The following is a 19,730-nucleotide window of genomic DNA, read 5'->3' on the forward strand; positions in this document are numbered from 1 at the left end:
TAGAATACAGTATGTCTTGTGTGTATATCTTATCATCTTTACTTCGTCTGTTCCAGAAAAAAAACAGATGCCGTAATTCTTAACAGCATCTGCTTTTATACTTCTAATTTTCTATATGTTTTTTCAGATCAATTTTATTCCCTATCTTCAGCAGACCGTGATCAATTCCTTTTTCCTGTACTTGCTTTTCCGGTTCTGTATAGCTGATCTCCCAGAAAGGTCCTCCGGCATCTGCGCCTTCTTTTCCCTGGCTTACAACCTTCTTTAACGACCATGTCTCGGCTGTATTGGCACGGCTTCCTACATCGGCAACCTTTACCTTATCTTTTCCGACCATCCTGGTCAATACGATAAAGTGTCCATTTTTTGTAAAGTCTCCGGGTCCTACCAGAGCAACCACCGGATGCCCGTTTTTCAGAGCTTTTTTTATTGCCTCATAATTAGTTCCCAGACCTTTGCAGTCCAGTCCGTATTCTTTTGCCAATCCCGGAATCACCTGATGGACACATCCCTGTCCGTTGATATACCAGCCTTTTTTATAGGCAATTTTGCACATCTTCGGCACACTGACTTTCTTCCCCGTCAGTGAACTGTAACAGACTGCAATACAGGTCGGCCCGCAACCTGCAGCCTTGATCGTGCTCTTCCCGATTTTCTTACCGGGATAATCCGCCTGATTATAATAAACTACATTAAGTTCTTTTTTGTCTCCCTCTGCCGCCGGTACATTTGTCACCTGAAATAGCATGCCCAACATAACGCAGCACATCAGTGTACATATGATGCGTTTCAAGTTCAGAATCTTCATTCCCTGTTTCCCTCCGATTCTTTGCGCATTTTTCCCCACAATTCGAAGTATAACAAGGTTTATTCCAAGAAGCAAGTACTATTTTTAATACTTTTGTAATATTTTCGTGAAATTTCTTCGAGATCCGTTGTCTTTTATCGTCAAACAGCTGTCTTTGCAAGACAAACGTCCATATATGAATCAGTCTATTTTCCCGCCCAGGAACCTGGCCCGCTGTACTGCATCCTTTCCATATTTTATTCTGATGGCATCGATGGACTGATCCAGCATCCTGAGTTTTTCTTTTTTCTTATCACTCAGGAAATCCATCTGTGCAAACTCTTCTTTTGTGATATCCGAGGCACGCACACCGATCAGCCGGACAGAAGTCCCCCGGAATTTCTCCCTGTATAGTTCCTTTGCCGCCTGCACGATCTCATTGGTAATATCCGTAGGTGCAAAAAGTTTTTTCTGATGGGAACTTCGGCGAAATTGGCAGTCCTTGATCTCCACCGTGATGCAGGAAGCTTTGACCCGGTCGGCTCTGAGCCTGGAGGCAACGGTCTCTGCCAGGGATAATACAACCGTGTCCGCTTCCTCTAATGAATCAAGATCTGACGGCAGTGTTATGCTGTTGCCGTATCCTTTGCTGTCAGCCTGCTGGGCTTCTACCGGTGCCCTGTCAATTCCATTGGCGTATTCATAGATCTGTATGCCGTGTTTGTTCCCTATGTGGGACTTTAATAATTCCGGATTTATATGTGCCAGTTCCCCGATCGTCCGGATACCCAGATTATGAAGTTTCTTTTTTGTGGCAGGACCTACAAAAAGCAGATTTTCTACAGGCAGAGGCCACATCTTATTGGGCACTTCCTCCCGAAACAAGGTATGCACTTTATTTGGCTTCTCAAAATCGGATGCCATCTTGGCCAGAAGTTTATTCGGCGCCACGCCGATATTGACCGTAAAACCAAGCTTTTCATAAATCCGGTCTTTCAGCAGACAGGCGGCCTCATAAGGACTCTCATACTGCCCTGCCGTCTCCGTCATATCCAAGAATGCCTCATCTATACTGAATTTCTCAAGAACCGGTGAAAACTCCAGCGCCTCTTTTAAAAAAGCTTTAGAGAACTTTTCATACAGCCCGTGACAGGGAGGGCGGATGATAAGATCCGGGCATTTGTTCAATGCTTCACGGACAGTCTCCGCTGTGCGTATTCCCTTTTTCTTGGCGGGTATGGAGGCTGCCAGTACGATCCCTCGGCGCTTAGACTCATCTCCGCCAATGATGGACGGTACTTCCCTCAAATCCACCTCATCTTTCCGTACGGAAATCCCATAGACCGCCTCCCAGCTAAGATAGGCAGAATTGACATCAATATGAAAGATCATCCTTGATTTCATACTTCTTTCTCCTTTTCATCGTTATGAAAATTATAGCATATCCAAACATATGTTTTCAATGTGAAATAGCTGCCCAAAAATGGATTTCTCCGGTTTCTGGACAGCCATCCGGCTTCTGCTTTACATTGTTTCAATACTATTTTATTTTCACAAGATATTTCTTCGTAATCTTTCCAGATTTCATCACTACATATACTTTTCCTTTTTTCTTCGCCTTAAACTTTCCATTCTTTGAAATAGAAGCACGCTTATTTGAAACGGACCATTTCACAGACTTGCCTGTACCGTATGCTTTTGCTTTAAAAGTAACTTTCCGTCCCTTTTTTACAGTTTTATATGCCTTCTTTACTTTAATGTAAGCTTTGACTGTCACTTTTGTTTTCAGCGTATAAGTCCTGCCGTTCTGCACAACCACGGCTGTAATATAGGCTGTCCCTGCTTTCTTTCCGGTGACCGTCCCTGAGGTGCTGACAGCTGCAACGGATTTTTTGGACGTTTTATAAGAGACCTTTGCCCCTTTATACTTATTTTGGATGCTGACTCTGAACTTCTTTCCGGCATAAATGGTTTTCTTTGAAGATACGTAGGGCTTTTTCACAACAGTGACTGTTGTCTTTAAATTATAAATCCTCTGATTTTGCGTTACCGTTGTTGTGATCACTGCTGTTCCCGGTTTTCTGGCTGTTACATACCCGGAAGTGCTGACAGAAGCCACAGCATGATTACTGCTCTTATAAGAAATTCCTGCATTGGAATCCTGATTTCTCACAGAGATGCGGAATCCCTCTTTTTCTTCCAGAGTTTTCTTTGTATCCGCAGACGGTGCGGCAGGTTCCTGGACTTTTATCTCTTTTTTCAGTTCCGCATTATTTGCCTTATATGTAATCGTATAAGCCGTGTCTGTGACTGTAAATTTATGATTGTTCAGGGCCACCGTATTTCCTTTGGAATCTCTGACTTCTTCTGTCACTTTAGCAGATGAATCACCCGTTGCAGCTATCTGGGCAGATGCCTTGGGAATTGCGTAAGAGGTTCCCCTCACTGCAGTAAACGAAGCGTCTCCGGCAACTGAAATGACAGTCTTTGCTTCTTTCCAATAGAGTTTTGTAATTTCCCCGATGGTCAGTGCTCTGCTGTAGATTCTTGCAGAAGCAATCTCCCCCTTGACGGCATTTTGGATTTCTCCGTTTTTATTTGTATCAGACCCAATAAAAAAGTATTTGGCTCCATCTTCTGGAATAACCCACTGGTCAGGGGCCGAAATCACATCTTTCAATTTTCCGTTCACATACAGCTTTAAAACAGACCCGTCATAAGTTGCCGCTGCGTGAACCCACTTAGCAGTATCAATCTGTGCCGTCGGCTTTTTATAATTGCCGCCGTGTCTGGACCAGAATTCCAGAGTCTTTCCGTCAGAATTTAATTCAAAGCCTGCCCCTGCACTTTCCTGGTCAGAAAACGGATTCCCCTCGCTGTCCAGCTTCATCATACATTCCATTGTGAAGCCTTTCTGCATTTTTGTATACTCATCCGTTCTGAAATGAAATGCGAATGCGGAACTGCCGTCAAACTTGGCGGTTTTCTTTCCAAGAATATCGTTGTAAGCGATGACAGGAGCTCCTTTCCTGACCGCCGTATGCCCTGCTTCGGATTGATCAGACGCTGTCCCGCCTGCGAAATCAACATCCAGCAGATCTGCCTTTGGAGCCGTTTTATTGAGTTCTTCTTCCGTGAGCAGAGACGGGGTCTTGATATCCGCCGTAAGTTTCTGTGTGCTTTCCTTCTGGAAAGGATTTATCGCCGTAATCTCGATTCTATATTCCGTATCATCTGACAATCCGGTAATCGTCTTTGTGAGTTCCCTCTTCATCGGCGGCATATAGTAGTCAGAAAAAGTCAGCTTATCCACATCTGTTTTTCCGGTTCCTTTATTAACTGCCTTGATCCTGTAAGAGTGAATCCAGCCATCGTCATTCTTATCTTCGTTCTGTCCCTGAGTAAAGGTAATATCTGCAGAAGCATCTTTTATATTGGATGCTTCTGCTTTCGCTCCTGCAGGAAAAGACGGAACAGCACTTTCACTGGTCCTCTTCTCTGTCGTATAAGGAAAAGACTTATGCTTCACCAGTTCTGGAATATCTAAGTTCCAGGGCTTCCCGATATATTTTCCTGCATTCAGATCCATTCTCCTGATCGTCACCTGGTTCTTGTCGTCAACTTCCACCATCAGTGCCTGAGAGGCATTCTCACTGTCTGCCGGTATGGTCCCCTCCATCTTTCCAGACTCATTTTCAAAATAAGCTCCTATAGTTCCATCCTGAATCGCCGTAAAACCAAGATCCTGATTAATGGAACGCGGATCGTTTAATGTGGCGTGGGAATGTCCTGAGAAATCAATGACCTGTGGATATTGTTTCAACAGTTCATTAATTTTCCCAAATTCTCCATACCATTCATTGGTCACATAAGCTGAATCTTTAAATCCATGGTGCTGAGCCAGAAATATAGGTTTTTCCGGATCTTCGGCTGCAGCCTCCTCAAGCTGCTGCTTCAGCCATTCATAATTGTCTGTATAATCTCCCCCATAATTCTTAGCACTCATTGTAATGATATGGTAACCGTCACCGACTGTGATATTGTTATTCGTATCCTGCCGGTTCACACCCTGCTTCAGTTTGGACATTGCCGCCTTATAGCGGTCTACAGCTCCGGATGCGGTGTTGAATTCGTGGTTCCCCATCATCATTCCTAGCTTCGTGTGATCTTTCAGTTTATTGTTGAGAATATCGATGAGTTTCGTATATTCCCCCTCAGCCCCATTATTCGTTATATCTCCCACAAAAATGGCCGCATCCAGCTGGCTGTCCGTCTGATAAAATGCATCAAAAGCATTTCTTAATTTTTCCGATGCATCCTCATTTCTTCCGATGTGCAGGTCACTCCCTACTGCAAACCGGACTTTTACATTGTCTCTGGAAAGCTCCTGCCATTCTGTCTGCTGGGGTGCTGTCCATGACGCGGCTTTTACAGGAGCCAAAGTTCCTGCCGACAAAAGCACTGCTGACATGGCACAAGCCGCTGCCCGTTTTATTTTTCTTAACATGTTTCCATCTCCTTTTTCTCTCCAGTTTTCTGTAAAGCACTCAAAAGCCTCTTTCATTGTAGAAGGTTTTTAAGACTCCATCAGCCGGCAAAGAGTTAAACTTCCTTAAAAGATTTGGAAAAAATACACGTTGAATGTAAAAAAAGATCTTTTGCGTTTAACAAAAGATCTTTCGGTTTCCCACAATTATAAATGTTTTTCAATCCAAAACAGCGTATCGTCGATGACTTCTTCTTTCTCCACTTCATTATAAATTTCATGAAAAAGTTTCGCATAAATCTTAAGCGTCTTATCCTCAGAGGAAATATCCCCAAACAGTTCCCTGGAATCCTTTTCACTGACCAGCCCGTCGTTGGCCCCGTGAAGGATCAGTACAGGATCGGTGAACTTTCCGCTGTTCTCTTTCAGCCATTCCACTCCTTCATAAATGCTGTTTAAAAGCGCCGCAGAAATTTCCTTCTCTACCAGAGGATCGTTGTTGTATGCCTCCACGACTTCCGGATCGCTGCACACCCCGTCACCCAGTGCATTGGGTACATAAGTGTCTCCCGGCACGGAAAGCGGAAGTTCTCCCGCACATTTGGTATTGTATCTGGTCAGTGCGCCGGAAAGGATGATTCCGTCTGCCTTTCCCGGATATCTAACCCCGAAACAGGAAACCGCATAGCCGCCCATGCTGTGCCCTATGATGAACAGAGGAAGCCCTTCGTTGTGGCTTTTTACACGCTCCGCCACTTCATTGACATCATCGCTGATCGTCTCAAAACGGTCATAGTAGACTCTTTTTCCTTCTGATTTTCCATGTCCCCTGTGATCAAACCGGTAGACCATCAGATTGCGCTCACAGAGCCGTTCCGTCAGATACTCATACCTTCCTAAATGCTCGCAGAGACCGTGAACAATGATCACTGCGGCCTTCGGCGGTGCTGTCACATCCTGAACCATATAAAGACCTGTCCCGTCAGATGTGTGAAATGTAAATTCCTTTCTCATGGCATACCTCCCATCGTGGCTGGTTTCCTTGTTTGTATTTATTTTAATACAATTTTATACCATTGGAAAGGATATTCTTTCCTGTCAGCCCAGCAGAAGACTGCCTGTCTGAAAAATAATGACTGCCACGGCCCACGCAAACACCATCTGAAAAGCGACCAGCCCCAGCGTCCACCGGGTGGACTCTGTCTCTTTTCTTATGGTCATGACGGTTGCAAGACAAGGTGTATACAGAAGGCAGAACACCAGCAGGCAGTAAGCATTCAGCGAAGTGAAGCCCATTCCGGACAGCATGTGCACAATATTTGCGTCCGAAGACGATGATACCTGAAACAGGACCATAAAGCTTGATGCCACCACTTCCTTGGCCGCCAGCCCTGAAATCAGCATGACTGCGATCTGCCAGAGTCCAAGACCTGCCGGGGCCAGCAGAGGCACTAAAAATTTTCCAAAAGAAGCCCCAAAACTCTGACTCATGTCGCTGACCAGCCCTGTATGATTCAGATTGAGCAGCACCCACATGACGATGGATGCGGCACAGATCGTCGTTCCCGCCTTTGAGAGGAAATCTTTCAGCTTGCTCCACACATAGATAGCAATCGTCCGCTTATTTGGCGTCTTATATTCCGGCAGTTCGATCAGAAGCGGCTGTTTTACACTTCCTTTGAGCATCTTACTGTGGACAAACGCCACAAAAATCCCCAGAACCAGCCCCAGGATATACATGGAATAAGCCACTAACATGGCGGCTTTTCCAAAAAACAGCTGGGAAAACACGAGGTAAATAGGAAGCTTTGCACTGCATGACATAAACGGGATCAGCATGATCGTCCTCTTCCGGTCCCTTTCATCTTCCAGAGCCCTTGATGCCATGACTGCCGGCACGCTGCATCCGAATCCCAGAAGCATCGGAATAAATGCCCTTCCGGAGAGGCCCAGTTTGTCCATAACGCTGTCCATGACAAATGCGACTCTGGACATATATCCGCTGTCCTCCAGAAGTCCCAGACTCAAAAACAGAATAAAGATATTCGGTACAAAAGAAAGTACGCCTCCCACTCCGGCAAATACTCCGTCCTTCATGAGGGAGATCACCCACGCTCCCGCTCCCAGACTTTCAAGTCCGCCTATTATGTACCCGCTGACATAGTCGATCATCATCTCGACATATCCTTTTAAGAAATCTCCGACCGTAAATGTCAGGAAAAATACCACGGCCATAATGCCAAGAAAGATAGGAATTCCCATGACCGGATGCGTCAGGACATTGTCGATCTTATCGGTAAATGCTTCCTTCTTTTCTTTGTTGACCAAAACTTCAGCCATAACCCGCTCAATAAAGTGATATTTTTCATTGATAATATCATTCTCATAGGACCTGTCCACAATCCCTTCCACAAGAGTTCCGTACTTTTGTGTGACTTCCTCGTCCTGTTCGAGAAGTTTTATTGCATACCACCGGCTGTTCTGCATATCCGGATATTTTTCCTTCAGCCGCAGTCTGATCTTTGTAATCTTTTCCTCGATCCTGTCAGGATAGTCAAAGACCTGGCGGTCATTGCCCTCTACCTTGTGATGGGCTACCGCATGCATGAGCACTTCCAGACCGGTCTTTTTCCGGGCGGAAACCGGCACCACCGGAATCCCCAGCACCTCAGGAAGCCGGTGGAGGTCCAGCTCCATTCCCCGCTCCTTGACAATATCCATCATATTTAAAGCCAGAATCACAGGTTTTCCAAGCTCGATCAGGCATAAAGTCAAATAAAGATTGCGTTCCAGCGCAGATGCATCTGCCACATCAACGATGACATCCACATCATCCTGAAGTATATATTCCCTGGACAGCTTTTCTTCCATTGTATAGGACGTCAGGCTGTAGATACCGGGAAGGTCCACCAGCCTGTACATGTGATTGTGGTATTTTAAAGCCCCTTCTTTCTTTTCCACCGTGACACCAGGCCAGTTTGCCACTTTAAGCTTGGCCCCGGTATAGGCGTTAAATAACGTAGTCTTTCCGCAGTTCGGATTTCCCACGAATCCGACCTGCAATTCCTCTGCACTCATGATAAATCCCTCTTTCCTGCACGGTCCCTGACCTTGATCCCCATAACAATCTCTCTTCCGAGAGCAAATCGGGTCCCTCTGATCTTAATGATCACAGCCCCGTTGCGCTTCTTCCGCATCACGTTAATTTTAGAACCTTCCGTCATGCCGAGAGATTCCAGACGGCGTTTCGTTGCAAGTTCCAGCTGGATTTCTTCCACCAGATACTGATTACCTGGATTTGTCTCTGTTAATCTCATCTTTCGCTCCATTTTGATAATTGTTCTCAACAAAATAGTACGTCATATAAAGCTCTGTGTCAAGCTTCTTCTTTCTTTTCCATTCTCATCTCAAAAAATGTTGCGGCCAGCATAATAAGGACCGTCCCAAGGATCATCAGCGTCGAGAGCGCATTGACGTCCGGCGACACTCCCTTTCTCACCATTCCGAGGATCTTGATCGGAAGTGTCATGCTGTCCGGCCCGGTTGTGAAAAAGCTGACCACTACGTCATCCAGCGACATCGTGAGCGCCAGCATGGCTCCGGATAAAACCCCCGGCAGGATCATCGGCAGCGTTACCCTGCGAAAGATTCTCCAGTCATTTGCCCCCAGGTCTCTTGCCGCCTCCTCCACGGAAGGATCGAAGCCCGCAAGCCTCGACCGCACTGTGATAACTACAAAGGGCATGGAAAACGTCACATGAGAAATAATCAGGGTAACCATACTCATCTGTATTTTCACCAATGTAAAAAATGCCAGCATAGCAATTCCGAGCACGATCTCCGGAATCACGATGGGAATATACAGCAGATTGCTGACAGTCTCCCTTCCTCTGAATTTAAAACGATACATACCCACGGCACACAGTGTCCCAAGAATCACGGAAAGCAGGGTGCTGACAGCCGCTACGATCAGCGTGTTGAAAAACGACTGCATCAGCTGGACATTTTCAAACATCCTTCCATACCACTCGAATGTAAAACCCTGAAAGGTCACATTCAGCTGAGATGTATTAAAGGAAAATACAACGACCACAGCGATCGGCAAATATAAAAACAGATAGAAAAGACATGCATAGCACAGTGCCAAAGGGCGGAATCCAATCTTTTTCTTTTTCATTGCTCATTCCTCCTATACCATATCTTCTATGCTTCCGACCCGTGTATACAGCCTCATAATAACGATGGTAACTGCGATGAGCGCGATCGCAAGCGCCGCTCCGAGAGGCCAGTTTCTCGCAGTCAGGAATTGGTTCTTGATCACATTTCCAATGTTCATCGTGGTGGCTCCTCCCATCATATCTGTGATAAAGAAGTATCCCAGAGACGGAATAAAGGTCTGAACCGATGCCGCGAAAATCCCCGGCATCGTGAGGGGAAGTATGACTTTTCGGAACACATGTACCTTGGATGCTCCCAGATCGCTGGCCGCCTCCAAAAGGGAATGATCAAGCTTTTCAATGGAAGAATACAGCGGCAGCACTGTAAACGGGATCAGCGCATACACCATACCCAGCAGGGCTGCCCCGTCTGTATAGAGCATCTGAAGCGGCTGTTTTATGATTCCCAGCTGCATCAGGAGTGTATTTAATATTCCCTGCTCCCGGAGGATACTGTTCCATCCGTAAGTTCGGATCAGAGAATTGATCCAGAAAGGCAGCATGATCAGCAGGACACAAAACGGTTTCCATTTTTTCTTTGTATTTGAAATGATATAGGCAAAAGGATAGCCAAACAGCAGGCAGAGCCCGGTAGTCTTCAATGACAGCCACAGTGAGTCTAACAGGATTTTCATATACTTCGACTGGAACATAGTCTTATAGGCTGTCAGATCAAAGGTCTGAATCACACCCCCGTAAAGCCCCTTTTTCATGAAGCTGATGCCCACGATATACAAAAGCGGCAGCACCAAAAATAAAATAAGCCAGATGATAGCCGGCGATACGGTTGCCAGAAACGGTATCTTATTGCTCTTCTTTTTCATTTTCATTTCCGGCCCCCTCTATAATCTCATAGACCCGGTCTTCCCGTGTGTGCATAACCACAGCTTTTTTGGGAAGCCAGTAAAGATATACGTTGGTACCCACCGGGATTACTTCGTCTTCCGGAGGATTTGTCATCTTGACCAGCTGACTGCTGGGAAGTTCTATGATGGTCTTTATAGTGGAACCAACAAAAATATGTTCCATCACAGTCCCTCTCAGGGTAAATCCATCCCTGGGTTCCATGGACGCTTTCATATTCTCCGGCCGTACACATACATAGACCATCTCATCGTATTCAAAATCCGGAGCGTCAAGTTCCACTTTCCCGGACTCCATCACGAGAGAAATCCTGTTTCCCTTCTTCTCCTCAATGTAAGCTTCAAAAATATTGGACTCCCCGATAAAATCAGCTACAAATTTTGTCTTAGGGTGATTGTAGATCTCGACCGGAGTCCCCAGCTGTTCGATCCTTCCCTCATTCATAACTGCAATCCGGTCGCTCATAGTCAGTGCTTCTTCCTGGTCGTGTGTCACGTAAATGAATGTGATCTTCAGCTTTTTCTGCAGTTCTTTCAGTTCAAACTGCATCTGCTTTCTCAATTTTAAATCCAGAGCTCCCAGCGGCTCATCCAGAAGAAGCACCTTTGGCCGGTTCACCAGCGCTCTGGCGATGGCAACTCTCTGTTTCTGTCCGCCGGACATCTGAGACGGCATCCTCTTTTCCATCCCCTGAAGCTGAACCAATTCAATCATCTCATCCACCCGTTTTTTGATTTCCGCTTTCGGCACCTTTTTTTCCACAAGACCAAAAGCCACATTGTCAAAAACGTTCATGTGAGGAAACAGCGCATAGCTCTGAAACACCGTGTTCACATTCCGGTGATTCGGCGCTTTGCCGGCCACGTCTTTATCTTCCAGAAAAATTTGTCCGCCGTCCGTATCTTCAAAACCTCCGATCATCCGAAGCGTCGTCGTTTTTCCGCAGCCTGACGGACCGAGGAGGGTCAAAAATTCACCCTGTGCCACATCCAGATTCAGATGATCAATGACAGATTTTCCTCCGTAGTTTTTTTCTATGTCTCTTAAGCGTACGATGATATTTTTCAACGAAGTTTCCACCACCCTTCTATAAAGTTTCAGCGCCCCGTTCTCCGGTGCGGATGCGCATCACATCGTCCACCGGGGATATAAAGACCCTTCCGTCTCCCACCTGTCCGGTGGCCAGTTCCTCATGGATAGCTCCCAGCAGATCCTCCACGTCTTCTTCCCACACGACAACCATCACGACAACCTTCGGCAGCAGATTGATCTCAAAATTCATCTCCTCAAATTCAGGGATAAAGCCTTCCTGATATCCGCATCCCATTGCCGTGAATACGGTCATGCCCGAATAGTCTTTCTTTTCCAGTATCTCTTTTAACTTTTCTAATTTCTCCGGACGGATGATAATATCCAGACGTTTCATCGCTTTCATACTCATTCCTCCCATTTATTTACTCTGTCTTTAATTTCGTATACAGATCGTCATAGATGCTCGCCGCATCCTTTACATCATCAATATATTCTGCCCTTTTTAACTCTTTCCGATCGACATTTGCACCGGGATTTTTCAGATAATGGTCATCCAGCAGCTTCTTTGTTCCGTTATTGATGCATACGCCATAGTACTCATCCAGAACTTTTTTATAGTTTTCAGGCCGTAAAACATAATCGATGAACAGCCTTGCCTCTTTAGCATGCTTTGCCCCCTTGATGATTACAAAATTGTCCAGACATTTCTGGGCAGGCTCTTTTGTATATATCACGTCCAGGTCTTTATTCTCTTCAATAGCCATAGCCGCATCCATACTGTACATGAGACCGACTGCCACGTCATTGGAGATCATTACGCTTTTCGGTGCATCAGCATCATAGACCTTCACATTTTTCGCCAGCTTCTTAAGCCACGGCAGTGTGCTCATAATCTCATCTTCCTTTGTGGTACTGGAGCTGTATCCTTTAACTTTCAGCGCCATAGCGGCAATTTCCCTTATATCATCTACAAGCACAATATTATTCTTTAGTTTCGGGTTGGTCAGATCATTAAAACTTTTGATATCCACACCCAGCTCTTTTAACTTCTTTTTGTTTCCACACAGCACTGTAAATGAAGTCATATATGGAATCGTGTATTCATTGTTTTTATCAAATGGCTGGTTCAGCGTGCTTTTGTCCAGATACTTCACATTTTTCACCTGATCCATTTGGATCGGCTCGATCAGGTCCTGTTCTTTCATGGCATCGATCACATAATTGCTGGCGATGGTCATGTCATACTGTCCGGTCCCTCCGGCCGTCAGCTTGGCAAGCATCTCTTCGTTGGACGTAAATGTGGATTCCACAACTTTGATGCCATATTCCTTCTCAAATCCATCCATCACACTCTGCGGGATATATTCTGTCCAATTATACAGGTACAATTTCTTTGCATATCCGTCTTTTGTTTTTTCTTCTTCCTTCCCGCCGCATCCGGCCAGCAAAGATACGGTAAGTGCCATCAGAAGCAGCAGGACTGTTACTTTTGTTTTTCTCATATCACTTCTCCTTTATAATCTTCCATATTTAAAATGCCGTCAGCTTACACTGACGACATTCATTCTTTCTATCCTATTATCTACCATCTTTTTTCATTTGTCTATTATTTTTTAATATAAAATCCGTTTGTTTTTCTCGTAGTCGTATTTCCTGATTTGTCGGTAAACTTCACATAAACGCGGACCCATTTCTTTTTTTTCTTATACGTCACACTGTTTCCTGTTTTCCATTTATACTTTGTATTTTTCTTGCCCTTGGGGACGATCTTATACTGGACTTTGGACTTCCCGCTTGTCCCGTAAGAGGCAGAAAATGTCAGTTTAATAGACTTCTTATACTTCTTGTTATAGCGGTTTTTCGCAGATGTCTTATAAGTCTTGATGCCTGACTTGCTGCCTTTGATCTTTGCACTGGAAGGTGCAGAAGTATCGACCGTAAATCCCGGAAGCTTGATGACGGTGGAGCCGAGCCATGTATTGTATTTTACATAAATTCTTCCCACCGATCCGTTCTTTACTGCCACAGAACTTCCGCTGCGGTAAGGAACTGTCCGGTTGTCCACGCCTTTTTTGACAAACTTATACTGGACGCTCTTTACTTTCGTAAACGGCTGAGGCGTCCCTGAAAATTTAACCGTCACATTTTTCTTTTCGTAAAGCTTATAGCTGTTGGCCGCACTGTAAGTCGTCGGCACCAGTTTGTTCTTTCCGTTGCTGGATACGCTGACGCTTTTCATCGTCGGTGATGCTTTCTTTGCCGGGTTATAATCGCCTGCGTAACTCGGTGCACTATTTCCTTTTTCTGTCTTAACAGACAGGTTTGTTCCGTCGGAAGATACAATGATCGTACCTCGGTTACTGGTCAGATAGACATCTGAACCCGCCAATTCCTTCAATACTCTTGGAAGCGGTGATTCATTATCGTTGTCATAACCATTGCTGACGACAGAAATTGAGGCATTTGCTTTATCAAATAAATATTTGTGGTCAGACGGATAATCTTTTCCGATTTTATTGTCTTCTGTCACATCCTGCATACCGTGATGGGGAACTTTCAGCACTTGGGCTGACAAATTGTATCCTTTTTTTACTGCGGCTTCTATCGTCTGTCTCTGTGCGTCTCCGGTCATAAGAAATGTATTTTTTCCGTTTGTGATCTTGCACACGATGGAACGCTTATTAATTTCACGAATATCTAAATTTACAGCTCTTCCATACTGATAATTTGACTCATCCGCCGGACCGTAAAACTGCACACGGGCGTTTCCGATATTGATTGTACTGCCCATGACAGGAACTTCATAAAAGTTCTCACCCTTCCCATTTCTGTCAGCATAAGAATCGATCGCCGCCAATGTCTCCTTATAAAATTCTTTGTCGAATTCTTTGTTATTCCCATCCGCCCCGGAATAGGTAAGATTTCGGTTATTTCCGTAGATTTTTTCTACTTCTATATCATCTTCCCGAAGGATTCTCTCAAGTCCTCCGATGTGATCCCTGTGCGGATGGGTTAAAAGGATAAATTTAAGCTTCTTGATGCCCTTTTCTATGAGATAATTATATGCCCAGTCTTTTGTGGGGATCTGCTCCCCTTTTGTTGTAGTATAATAATCAGCCCCGGTGTCTATCAAGGCATACTCTGCACTGCTGCCTTCCCCATATTGAAGCAGCGCTCCATCGGCTGCACCCACATCTATAAAATGAATCTGAAATTTTTCTGCCGCCCGGACCTGCTTTTTCTGCAGTCCTCCCGCTGACAATACAGCCGAGATAACAAACACTGCTGTCAGCAAGTAACTGATACATTTTTTCATGCCCGCTTTCATAATAAACCTCTTTTCTTATTGTCTTCTCTGGTAAACTGTTCCAGAACCTTGAAACATATCTTGTAAGTAATTTACTCTATTTCGGCTTTAATATAACACATTTTTAATATATATTCAATATATCGTCACAATTTTGTAATAAATAAATCTCCCCAAACATCTTTGGAGAGATTTAGTTTGCCTATATAAATTTTTAAAAACTTCTGCACAATTCCAGAGTAATGTCTTTCATAGAAGTCACCACATGGTCTGCAGGTCTCAGTTCCTGATTTGCAACCTCTAAATTCCGGAATCCGATGACACTCATTCCCGCACTCTTGGCAGCCGTGACTCCGTTGTTGGAATCCTCAATCACCAGACACTGTTCCGGCTTTATGCAAAGCTTCCGGGCCGTCTTTAAAAATACATCCGGAGCCGGTTTGGGATGTTCGCAGTCTTTTCCGCTGACCAGTGCCCGAAAGCAATGAGTGATTTCAAAATAATCCATCACTCTCTCAATCTCCTGCTTGGAAGAAGATGACGCCACCGCCAAAGGAATTCCCTGACTGTGGAGTTCCCGGATCAAGTCCAGTGTGCCTTCGATAGGCTCATAGCCTTCTTCCCTGATTCGCTGTTCCCGGATTTCGTGTGTACCCTTCAGACATTCCTCTACAGGAATATCCAGTCCAAGCATTTGAGTCGTTGTCTTCCACATGTACTCTGATGCGCCGCCGAAAAATTGTTCAAAATATTCTTTAGTAATACTTTTTCCATAACGCTCCAGAAACTGATTAGCCACAATATAAAAGCCGGGTTCTGTATCTACGATCACTCCGTCCATGTCAAAAATAACTGCTTCCACTCTATTTCCTCTCCATCTGTGTATTTTAATGAAATAATCCTCTCAAAGTACTCACATCCACATCTTCCATGGACCGAACAACTTTGTGTGCCCTTTCGTGTGCCGGACTTCCGTATTCAGGATTGCTGAAACCAAGAACCTTCATGCCTGCCCGGCTGCCCGCCAAAACACCGTTGACGGAATCCTCCACCACAGCACAATGTTTTGGATTAATTCCAAGCTGACCTGCTGCCTTTAAAAAGACTTCCGGATCAGGTTTAGAGTGTTCACAATCTTCCCCTGTCACCAGTGCGTGAAAGCAGTCAATAACTCCTAAATTCTCAGTGATCCGTACGATGTGATCCATCGGAGACGATGATGCAACTGCTGTGGGGATTCCCTCCTCATGAAGCGCACGGATCAGCTCCAATGACCCTTTGATCGGTGTAAATCCTTCTTCCCTGACCACTTCTTCATAAATCTCAAAGAATCGCCGAATACAATAGTCAACAGTCGTATCCAGTTTCAAATACTCAATGGTATCCGTAAACAGCTTTTCCATCGTAGTCCCGAAATACCGTGCATTATACTCCTCATCCACATATGCATCAAATTCATCCAGAAGCCTCAGCAAGGCTTTATAGTAACCCGGTTCAGAATCTACAATAACTCCGTCCATATCAAAAATAACTGCTTCTAACATAATTCCCCCCTAAGCACTGCTTTTAACACCTTCAATACACCGTCTTCTCTATTAGAATCTGTCACAAAATTTGCAGCTTCTTTTACCTCTTCCCTGGCGTTGGCCACGGCAAAGCTGTGGGCAGCCCGTTTCAGCATCTCGATATCATTGATGTTATCGCCGAAAGCCAGCGTCTCATCTGCCGAGATATTGTAATGTTCCTGAAAACGCTTCAAAGAGTTTCCTTTATTTACTCCAAGGTTCATACAGTCTACCCACTTTTCTCCTGCGCTGGCAACGTAGATCCTGCCTCCCCATTTATCATAAAAATCTTTTCCTACCGCATCTTCCGCATTCCGGTTGTGGAACACAGAAACTTTGCAGACCCCTGCTTCCACTTTAAATAAATCATCCACCATCACCGCATTGTATCCATAGTCGTCCTTCATATGGCGGTAGAGCATTTCGGAGTCAAAATAGCTGGTCTCTCCGTCGTTCAGAGCACAGGTACATCCGGGAATCTCCATTGCATCCTCCATTATGCTTTTGACGATAAATGGGTCCATCACATCCACATGTTTATATTCTCTGGATGTAATGCATGCGCCATTTTCGGACAGGAAAATAATATCATCTTTGATCGGTTCAAAAAAACGCTCAATGCTATTTCTCTGACGTCCGCTGGCTGCTACGAACAGAACTCCCCGTTTTCTGAACTCCCGGATCACATCGAAGTATTCAGGATTCAGATTCATAGCTGCTTCTTCTACCAGAGTTCCGTCAATATCTGTTGCAATTAGTCTAATCATGGGCATCCTTTCTATGAACAATAGTTGTCGCTGTAAAATGGTATCTTTCATAATCTCTGCAAAATATAAGAGCCCTGATACCATAGCTAATGCTATCATATCAAGACTCTAAATTCAACGCCGCCCTGCGATAGTTTTTCTATATTCCTCCGAACATCCTGTAAACCCGGTCTCTGTCCCGGCATCTCACCAGCCGTTCCACCCGTTCCCTGTCACTGAAAATATTTGCGCAGTGCATCAGAAGTTCCATATGCTCATCCCCAATAGCCGCAAGCCCCATAACGATCTTGACCAGATTCCCATGCCAGTCGATACCGTCCGGACAGATCAAAACAGACATCCCCGTTCCAAGAATCTGGTCTCTGACACCTTTCTCTCCATGGGCAATCGCAAGCATATTTCCAAGATAAACAGAAAAATTTTCATCCCGTGAAAGCATGCCGCTGATGTACCCGCTCTTTATGTATCCGCTTCTCAGCAATAGTTCTCCGGCATGGATAATGGCTTCCTCCGGCGTCACCGCCTTACAGTCCAGCACGATATTTTCCTTTATGAGCACAGGTTTCCTGCTCTTGTCCTTTTGCATCATAACAATCCCTCATCTCCTTCTTGTTTTGCACGCTCCAAATACTCCCTGATCTGACATCTGAGTGCTTTTGGATCTTTCTTTTCAAGGGATTCAAGAATTCTCTCATCATTGACAAACCCTTCAGAAATAACGGCCAGCGTATCTCTTGTCTTCTTATCCTGTTTTTTATCCACGATCATCAGCGCACCTTTGTCAAAGTCCTGAAAATCCGGATGTGTCCCCTTTTTGTGATCCAATGTAAAAAACATAAGGACCGGTGTATTGTTTCCCGGAATATTACAGTGGAAAATCAGAAATTTACGGTCCTTTAATGCCACCGGTCCGTCTTTTTCTCTCTCCATCACCGCTTCCAGGCACCGGTCTTTTTGCTTCTCTCCCATGTCTGTATGTCCGAGAAGTTTTCTTAAAACCTCCTCTTTCCCTTCTGATGCATCTGCCGGATAGATCCGGAGATTTTCTACAATATCCGGGCATACTGCCCTGCGAATATTCTTTACATCCGGGATCTTCTTTTGTATCTTCTGCTCCTTCAGTATTTCAAAGTAAGCCTGCATTCTGCCGAAGTCCTCTTCTTTTAACAGAGCCCCGACTTCCATAACCGGTATTCCCTGGTCGGGCAGCTTTAACGTGGAAATGATAATGTCCATTCCTTCCGCTTCCCGCAATGCCACCTGTTCCACAGACAGCGGGCTGACTCTGACTGTCCCCGCAAAACGGCTCTTAATACTGGAGGACAGAAAACTGGAAATGCCGATCCCGCTGGCACAGACGACTGCAACATTCAGAATGACAGACTGTTTAATCTGTGCTTTCTTTCTCTCAATTGCCGCTCCGAAATGAAAGGACAGATAGGCGATCTCATCTTCATTGACTTCCAGATGATATTTTGTCTCCATGACTTTGCACACAGACTTGCATATGGCAAAGATATCCCTGAAGTCTTCTTTTATCTGGTCTAAAAGAGGATTTTCAAGCCTCATATGATAATTCAGGCGGTGCAGTGTGGCTCTCAGATGGGACGCCAGTCCCTGGTAAAGTACTTTGTCCTGGCTGAAATCATCTCCCATCAGGCGCCCGAATGCTGCGATGAGATCATCCGCTACGATCATACAGTCATACTCATCCAGCATCTTCGTCAGTTCGTCCTGCTTTTCCACCGCATATTTCATTCTTGCGCCTTTTAAATGCATGAATACATAGGCCGACTCCGATTCCGGCACTTCGATATGAAACTCTTCTTCAAAATACGCAGTCAGCTCTTTTGCTTTTTTATAGTAGGGATCTTCCTTTAATGCACGAAGCAGTTCTTCTTCCATCGTGATCGTTTTGCCGGAAAGGAGCCGTTCAATGGCAATGACCAGATGGATGACAAGTCCGATATAGGAGTGCCTGGTGATCCGGCTCAAAAACTCATCTTCACATTTCTTCAGTATCTTTATGACTTTGTCAAGAATCTCTTCATTCAGCAGATCCATATTGCTGTTCTTTCCAAGGTTTTGGAAATATTCCAGAGCACGGAATTCTCCTCTGCTGTCCTGGAATTGCTCCACATCTGCCCTCATCAGTTTTTCATTGAGAAAGTCAATGATCGCGCTTCGGAAATTTTCTTCTTCTCCGGTCACGGTAATGCCAAGACCTGCTTTCCTTTCCAGCGCCAGACTGTGTTTTTGAAACCAGGGCCTGACAGCCTGGATGTCATTGCTGATTGTCGCTTCGGATACCATCAGTTTATATGCATAGTATCCCAGTTTTTCAATATGTTTTCTTTTTAAAAATTCGATGGTCAGCAGTGCCCGCCGCTGTTCTTTTGTATAATAAAACAGAGAAGAATCTCTCTTAGAGATTTCCTCCAGGCAGCCGGCAAAACTTTCCCGGTCACCGGACAGCCGGATTCCTTTTCCTGTTTTTGTCTCCAGATATACTGAAAGCCCTCCAAGTTCCCGGTTGATCCCCTGAATTTCCCGAAACAGGGTCCTCGTACTGACTCCAAGTCTCTCTGCTGCCTGATCCATCGGCAGATACTGATCCTGCCCGAGCAGAATCTGAAACAGCTTTATCTGCCGAAGAGAAAAAAACGTTTGATCCATCTCTCTCACCTGACCCTTTTTTCAGGAGA

The 19,730-nt window shown here is 45.0% G+C and carries 17 protein-coding genes; all 17 read right to left on the minus strand.

What is annotated here, in order from left to right:
- Positions 1 to 103: 103 nt before the first annotated feature.
- The 17 genes from QVP35_RS02020 to QVP35_RS02100 all read right to left on the minus strand — a co-directional run bounded on the left by QVP35_RS02020 (position 104) and on the right by QVP35_RS02100 (position 19,701).
- Complete coding sequence (locus tag QVP35_RS02020) at positions 104 to 808, minus strand: C39 family peptidase (protein ID WP_022260737.1); 705 nt, start codon at positions 806 to 808, stop codon at positions 104 to 106.
- A gap of 180 nt (positions 809 to 988) precedes the next feature.
- Positions 989 to 2,191 carry a DNA polymerase Y family protein gene (locus QVP35_RS02025; RefSeq protein WP_009288951.1) on the minus strand — a complete coding sequence of 401 codons (1,203 nt, stop codon included), beginning with the start codon at positions 2,189 to 2,191 and terminating at the stop codon, positions 989 to 991.
- A gap of 136 nt (positions 2,192 to 2,327) precedes the next feature.
- Positions 2,328 to 5,294, minus strand: a complete 2,967-nt coding sequence (locus QVP35_RS02030; RefSeq protein WP_022260738.1) for a LamG-like jellyroll fold domain-containing protein — start codon at positions 5,292 to 5,294, stop codon at positions 2,328 to 2,330.
- Between the two features lie 186 nt (positions 5,295 to 5,480).
- Positions 5,481 to 6,287: an alpha/beta hydrolase gene (locus QVP35_RS02035; protein ID WP_009288953.1), complete on the minus strand. Its 807-nt coding sequence runs from the start codon at positions 6,285 to 6,287 to the stop codon at positions 5,481 to 5,483.
- Positions 6,288 to 6,371: 84 nt separating this feature from the next.
- Positions 6,372 to 8,351 (minus strand): ferrous iron transport protein B, encoded by a 1,980-nt coding sequence (feoB, locus tag QVP35_RS02040; protein WP_009288954.1) that lies wholly within the window; start codon positions 8,349 to 8,351, stop codon positions 6,372 to 6,374.
- Positions 8,348 to 8,590, minus strand: coding sequence for a FeoA family protein (locus QVP35_RS02045; RefSeq protein WP_009288955.1), 243 nt, complete (start codon positions 8,588 to 8,590; stop codon positions 8,348 to 8,350). The genes feoB and QVP35_RS02045 overlap by 4 nt, the downstream gene beginning before the upstream one ends.
- 59 nt (positions 8,591 to 8,649) lie before the next feature.
- Positions 8,650 to 9,450 (minus strand): ABC transporter permease, encoded by an 801-nt coding sequence (locus QVP35_RS02050; RefSeq protein ID WP_022260739.1) that lies wholly within the window; start codon positions 9,448 to 9,450, stop codon positions 8,650 to 8,652.
- A gap of 12 nt (positions 9,451 to 9,462) precedes the next feature.
- Complete coding sequence (locus QVP35_RS02055) at positions 9,463 to 10,320, minus strand: ABC transporter permease (protein ID WP_009288957.1); 858 nt, start codon at positions 10,318 to 10,320, stop codon at positions 9,463 to 9,465.
- Positions 10,295 to 11,422 (minus strand): ABC transporter ATP-binding protein, encoded by a 1,128-nt coding sequence (locus QVP35_RS02060; protein ID WP_022260740.1) that lies wholly within the window; start codon positions 11,420 to 11,422, stop codon positions 10,295 to 10,297. The genes QVP35_RS02055 and QVP35_RS02060 overlap by 26 nt, the downstream gene beginning before the upstream one ends.
- A gap of 19 nt (positions 11,423 to 11,441) precedes the next feature.
- Positions 11,442 to 11,789, minus strand: coding sequence for a P-II family nitrogen regulator (locus QVP35_RS02065; RefSeq protein ID WP_009288959.1), 348 nt, complete (start codon positions 11,787 to 11,789; stop codon positions 11,442 to 11,444).
- 19 nt (positions 11,790 to 11,808) lie between these two features.
- Positions 11,809 to 12,888 carry a polyamine ABC transporter substrate-binding protein gene (locus tag QVP35_RS02070; RefSeq protein ID WP_006566065.1) on the minus strand — a complete coding sequence of 360 codons (1,080 nt, stop codon included), beginning with the start codon at positions 12,886 to 12,888 and terminating at the stop codon, positions 11,809 to 11,811.
- 104 nt (positions 12,889 to 12,992) lie between these two features.
- Positions 12,993 to 14,714 (minus strand): ComEC/Rec2 family competence protein, encoded by a 1,722-nt coding sequence (locus QVP35_RS02075; RefSeq protein ID WP_022260741.1) that lies wholly within the window; start codon positions 14,712 to 14,714, stop codon positions 12,993 to 12,995.
- 193 nt (positions 14,715 to 14,907) lie between these two features.
- On the minus strand, positions 14,908 to 15,555 hold the full coding sequence (locus tag QVP35_RS02080; RefSeq protein ID WP_009288961.1) for an HAD family hydrolase: 648 nt from the start codon (positions 15,553 to 15,555) through the stop codon (positions 14,908 to 14,910).
- 25 nt (positions 15,556 to 15,580) lie between these two features.
- Positions 15,581 to 16,237, minus strand: a complete 657-nt coding sequence (locus QVP35_RS02085; protein ID WP_006566068.1) for an HAD family hydrolase — start codon at positions 16,235 to 16,237, stop codon at positions 15,581 to 15,583.
- The gene (locus QVP35_RS02090) at positions 16,231 to 17,025 is read right to left on the minus strand and encodes a Cof-type HAD-IIB family hydrolase (RefSeq protein WP_009288962.1); all 795 of its coding nucleotides are present in this window, start codon (positions 17,023 to 17,025) and stop codon (positions 16,231 to 16,233) included. Before QVP35_RS02090 ends, QVP35_RS02085 begins: the two co-directional genes overlap by 7 nt.
- A gap of 139 nt (positions 17,026 to 17,164) precedes the next feature.
- Entirely contained in the window at positions 17,165 to 17,614 is a 450-nt protein-coding gene (locus QVP35_RS02095; protein WP_022260743.1) for a PTS sugar transporter subunit IIA, read from the minus strand.
- Positions 17,611 to 19,701 carry a BglG family transcription antiterminator gene (locus QVP35_RS02100; RefSeq protein ID WP_006566072.1) on the minus strand — a complete coding sequence of 697 codons (2,091 nt, stop codon included), beginning with the start codon at positions 19,699 to 19,701 and terminating at the stop codon, positions 17,611 to 17,613. The genes QVP35_RS02095 and QVP35_RS02100 overlap by 4 nt, the downstream gene beginning before the upstream one ends.
- Positions 19,702 to 19,730: the final 29 nt, after the last annotated feature.

It is taken from the genome of Anaerostipes sp. CAG:276, from assembly GCF_000432215.1.
In the GTDB taxonomy this organism is placed as follows: Bacteria; Bacillota; Clostridia; order Lachnospirales; family Lachnospiraceae; genus Anaerostipes; species Anaerostipes caccae.

What these genes read in the sequence shown, in the direction of transcription:
- QVP35_RS02075 (WP_022260741.1), bottom strand. Translation starts at nt 14,714, where the DNA reads ATGAAAGCGGGCATGAAAAAATGTATCAGTTACTTGCTGACAGCAGTG.
- QVP35_RS02050 (WP_022260739.1), bottom strand. Translation starts at nt 9,450, where the DNA reads ATGAAAAAGAAAAAGATTGGATTCCGCCCTTTGGCACTGTGCTATGCA.
- QVP35_RS02070 (WP_006566065.1), bottom strand. Translation starts at nt 12,888, where the DNA reads ATGAGAAAAACAAAAGTAACAGTCCTGCTGCTTCTGATGGCACTTACC.
- QVP35_RS02020 (WP_022260737.1), bottom strand. Translation starts at nt 808, where the DNA reads ATGAAGATTCTGAACTTGAAACGCATCATATGTACACTGATGTGCTGC.
- QVP35_RS02025 (WP_009288951.1), bottom strand. Translation starts at nt 2,191, where the DNA reads ATGAAATCAAGGATGATCTTTCATATTGATGTCAATTCTGCCTATCTT.
- QVP35_RS02030 (WP_022260738.1), bottom strand. Translation starts at nt 5,294, where the DNA reads ATGTTAAGAAAAATAAAACGGGCAGCGGCTTGTGCCATGTCAGCAGTG.
- feoB (WP_009288954.1), bottom strand. Translation starts at nt 8,351, where the DNA reads ATGAGTGCAGAGGAATTGCAGGTCGGATTCGTGGGAAATCCGAACTGC.
- QVP35_RS02035 (WP_009288953.1), bottom strand. Translation starts at nt 6,287, where the DNA reads ATGAGAAAGGAATTTACATTTCACACATCTGACGGGACAGGTCTTTAT.
- QVP35_RS02095 (WP_022260743.1), bottom strand. Translation starts at nt 17,614, where the DNA reads ATGATGCAAAAGGACAAGAGCAGGAAACCTGTGCTCATAAAGGAAAAT.
- QVP35_RS02085 (WP_006566068.1), bottom strand. Translation starts at nt 16,237, where the DNA reads ATGTTAGAAGCAGTTATTTTTGATATGGACGGAGTTATTGTAGATTCT.
- QVP35_RS02090 (WP_009288962.1), bottom strand. Translation starts at nt 17,025, where the DNA reads ATGATTAGACTAATTGCAACAGATATTGACGGAACTCTGGTAGAAGAA.
- QVP35_RS02045 (WP_009288955.1), bottom strand. Translation starts at nt 8,590, where the DNA reads ATGAGATTAACAGAGACAAATCCAGGTAATCAGTATCTGGTGGAAGAA.
- QVP35_RS02100 (WP_006566072.1), bottom strand. Translation starts at nt 19,701, where the DNA reads ATGGATCAAACGTTTTTTTCTCTTCGGCAGATAAAGCTGTTTCAGATT.
- QVP35_RS02055 (WP_009288957.1), bottom strand. Translation starts at nt 10,320, where the DNA reads ATGAAAATGAAAAAGAAGAGCAATAAGATACCGTTTCTGGCAACCGTA.
- QVP35_RS02065 (WP_009288959.1), bottom strand. Translation starts at nt 11,789, where the DNA reads ATGAAAGCGATGAAACGTCTGGATATTATCATCCGTCCGGAGAAATTA.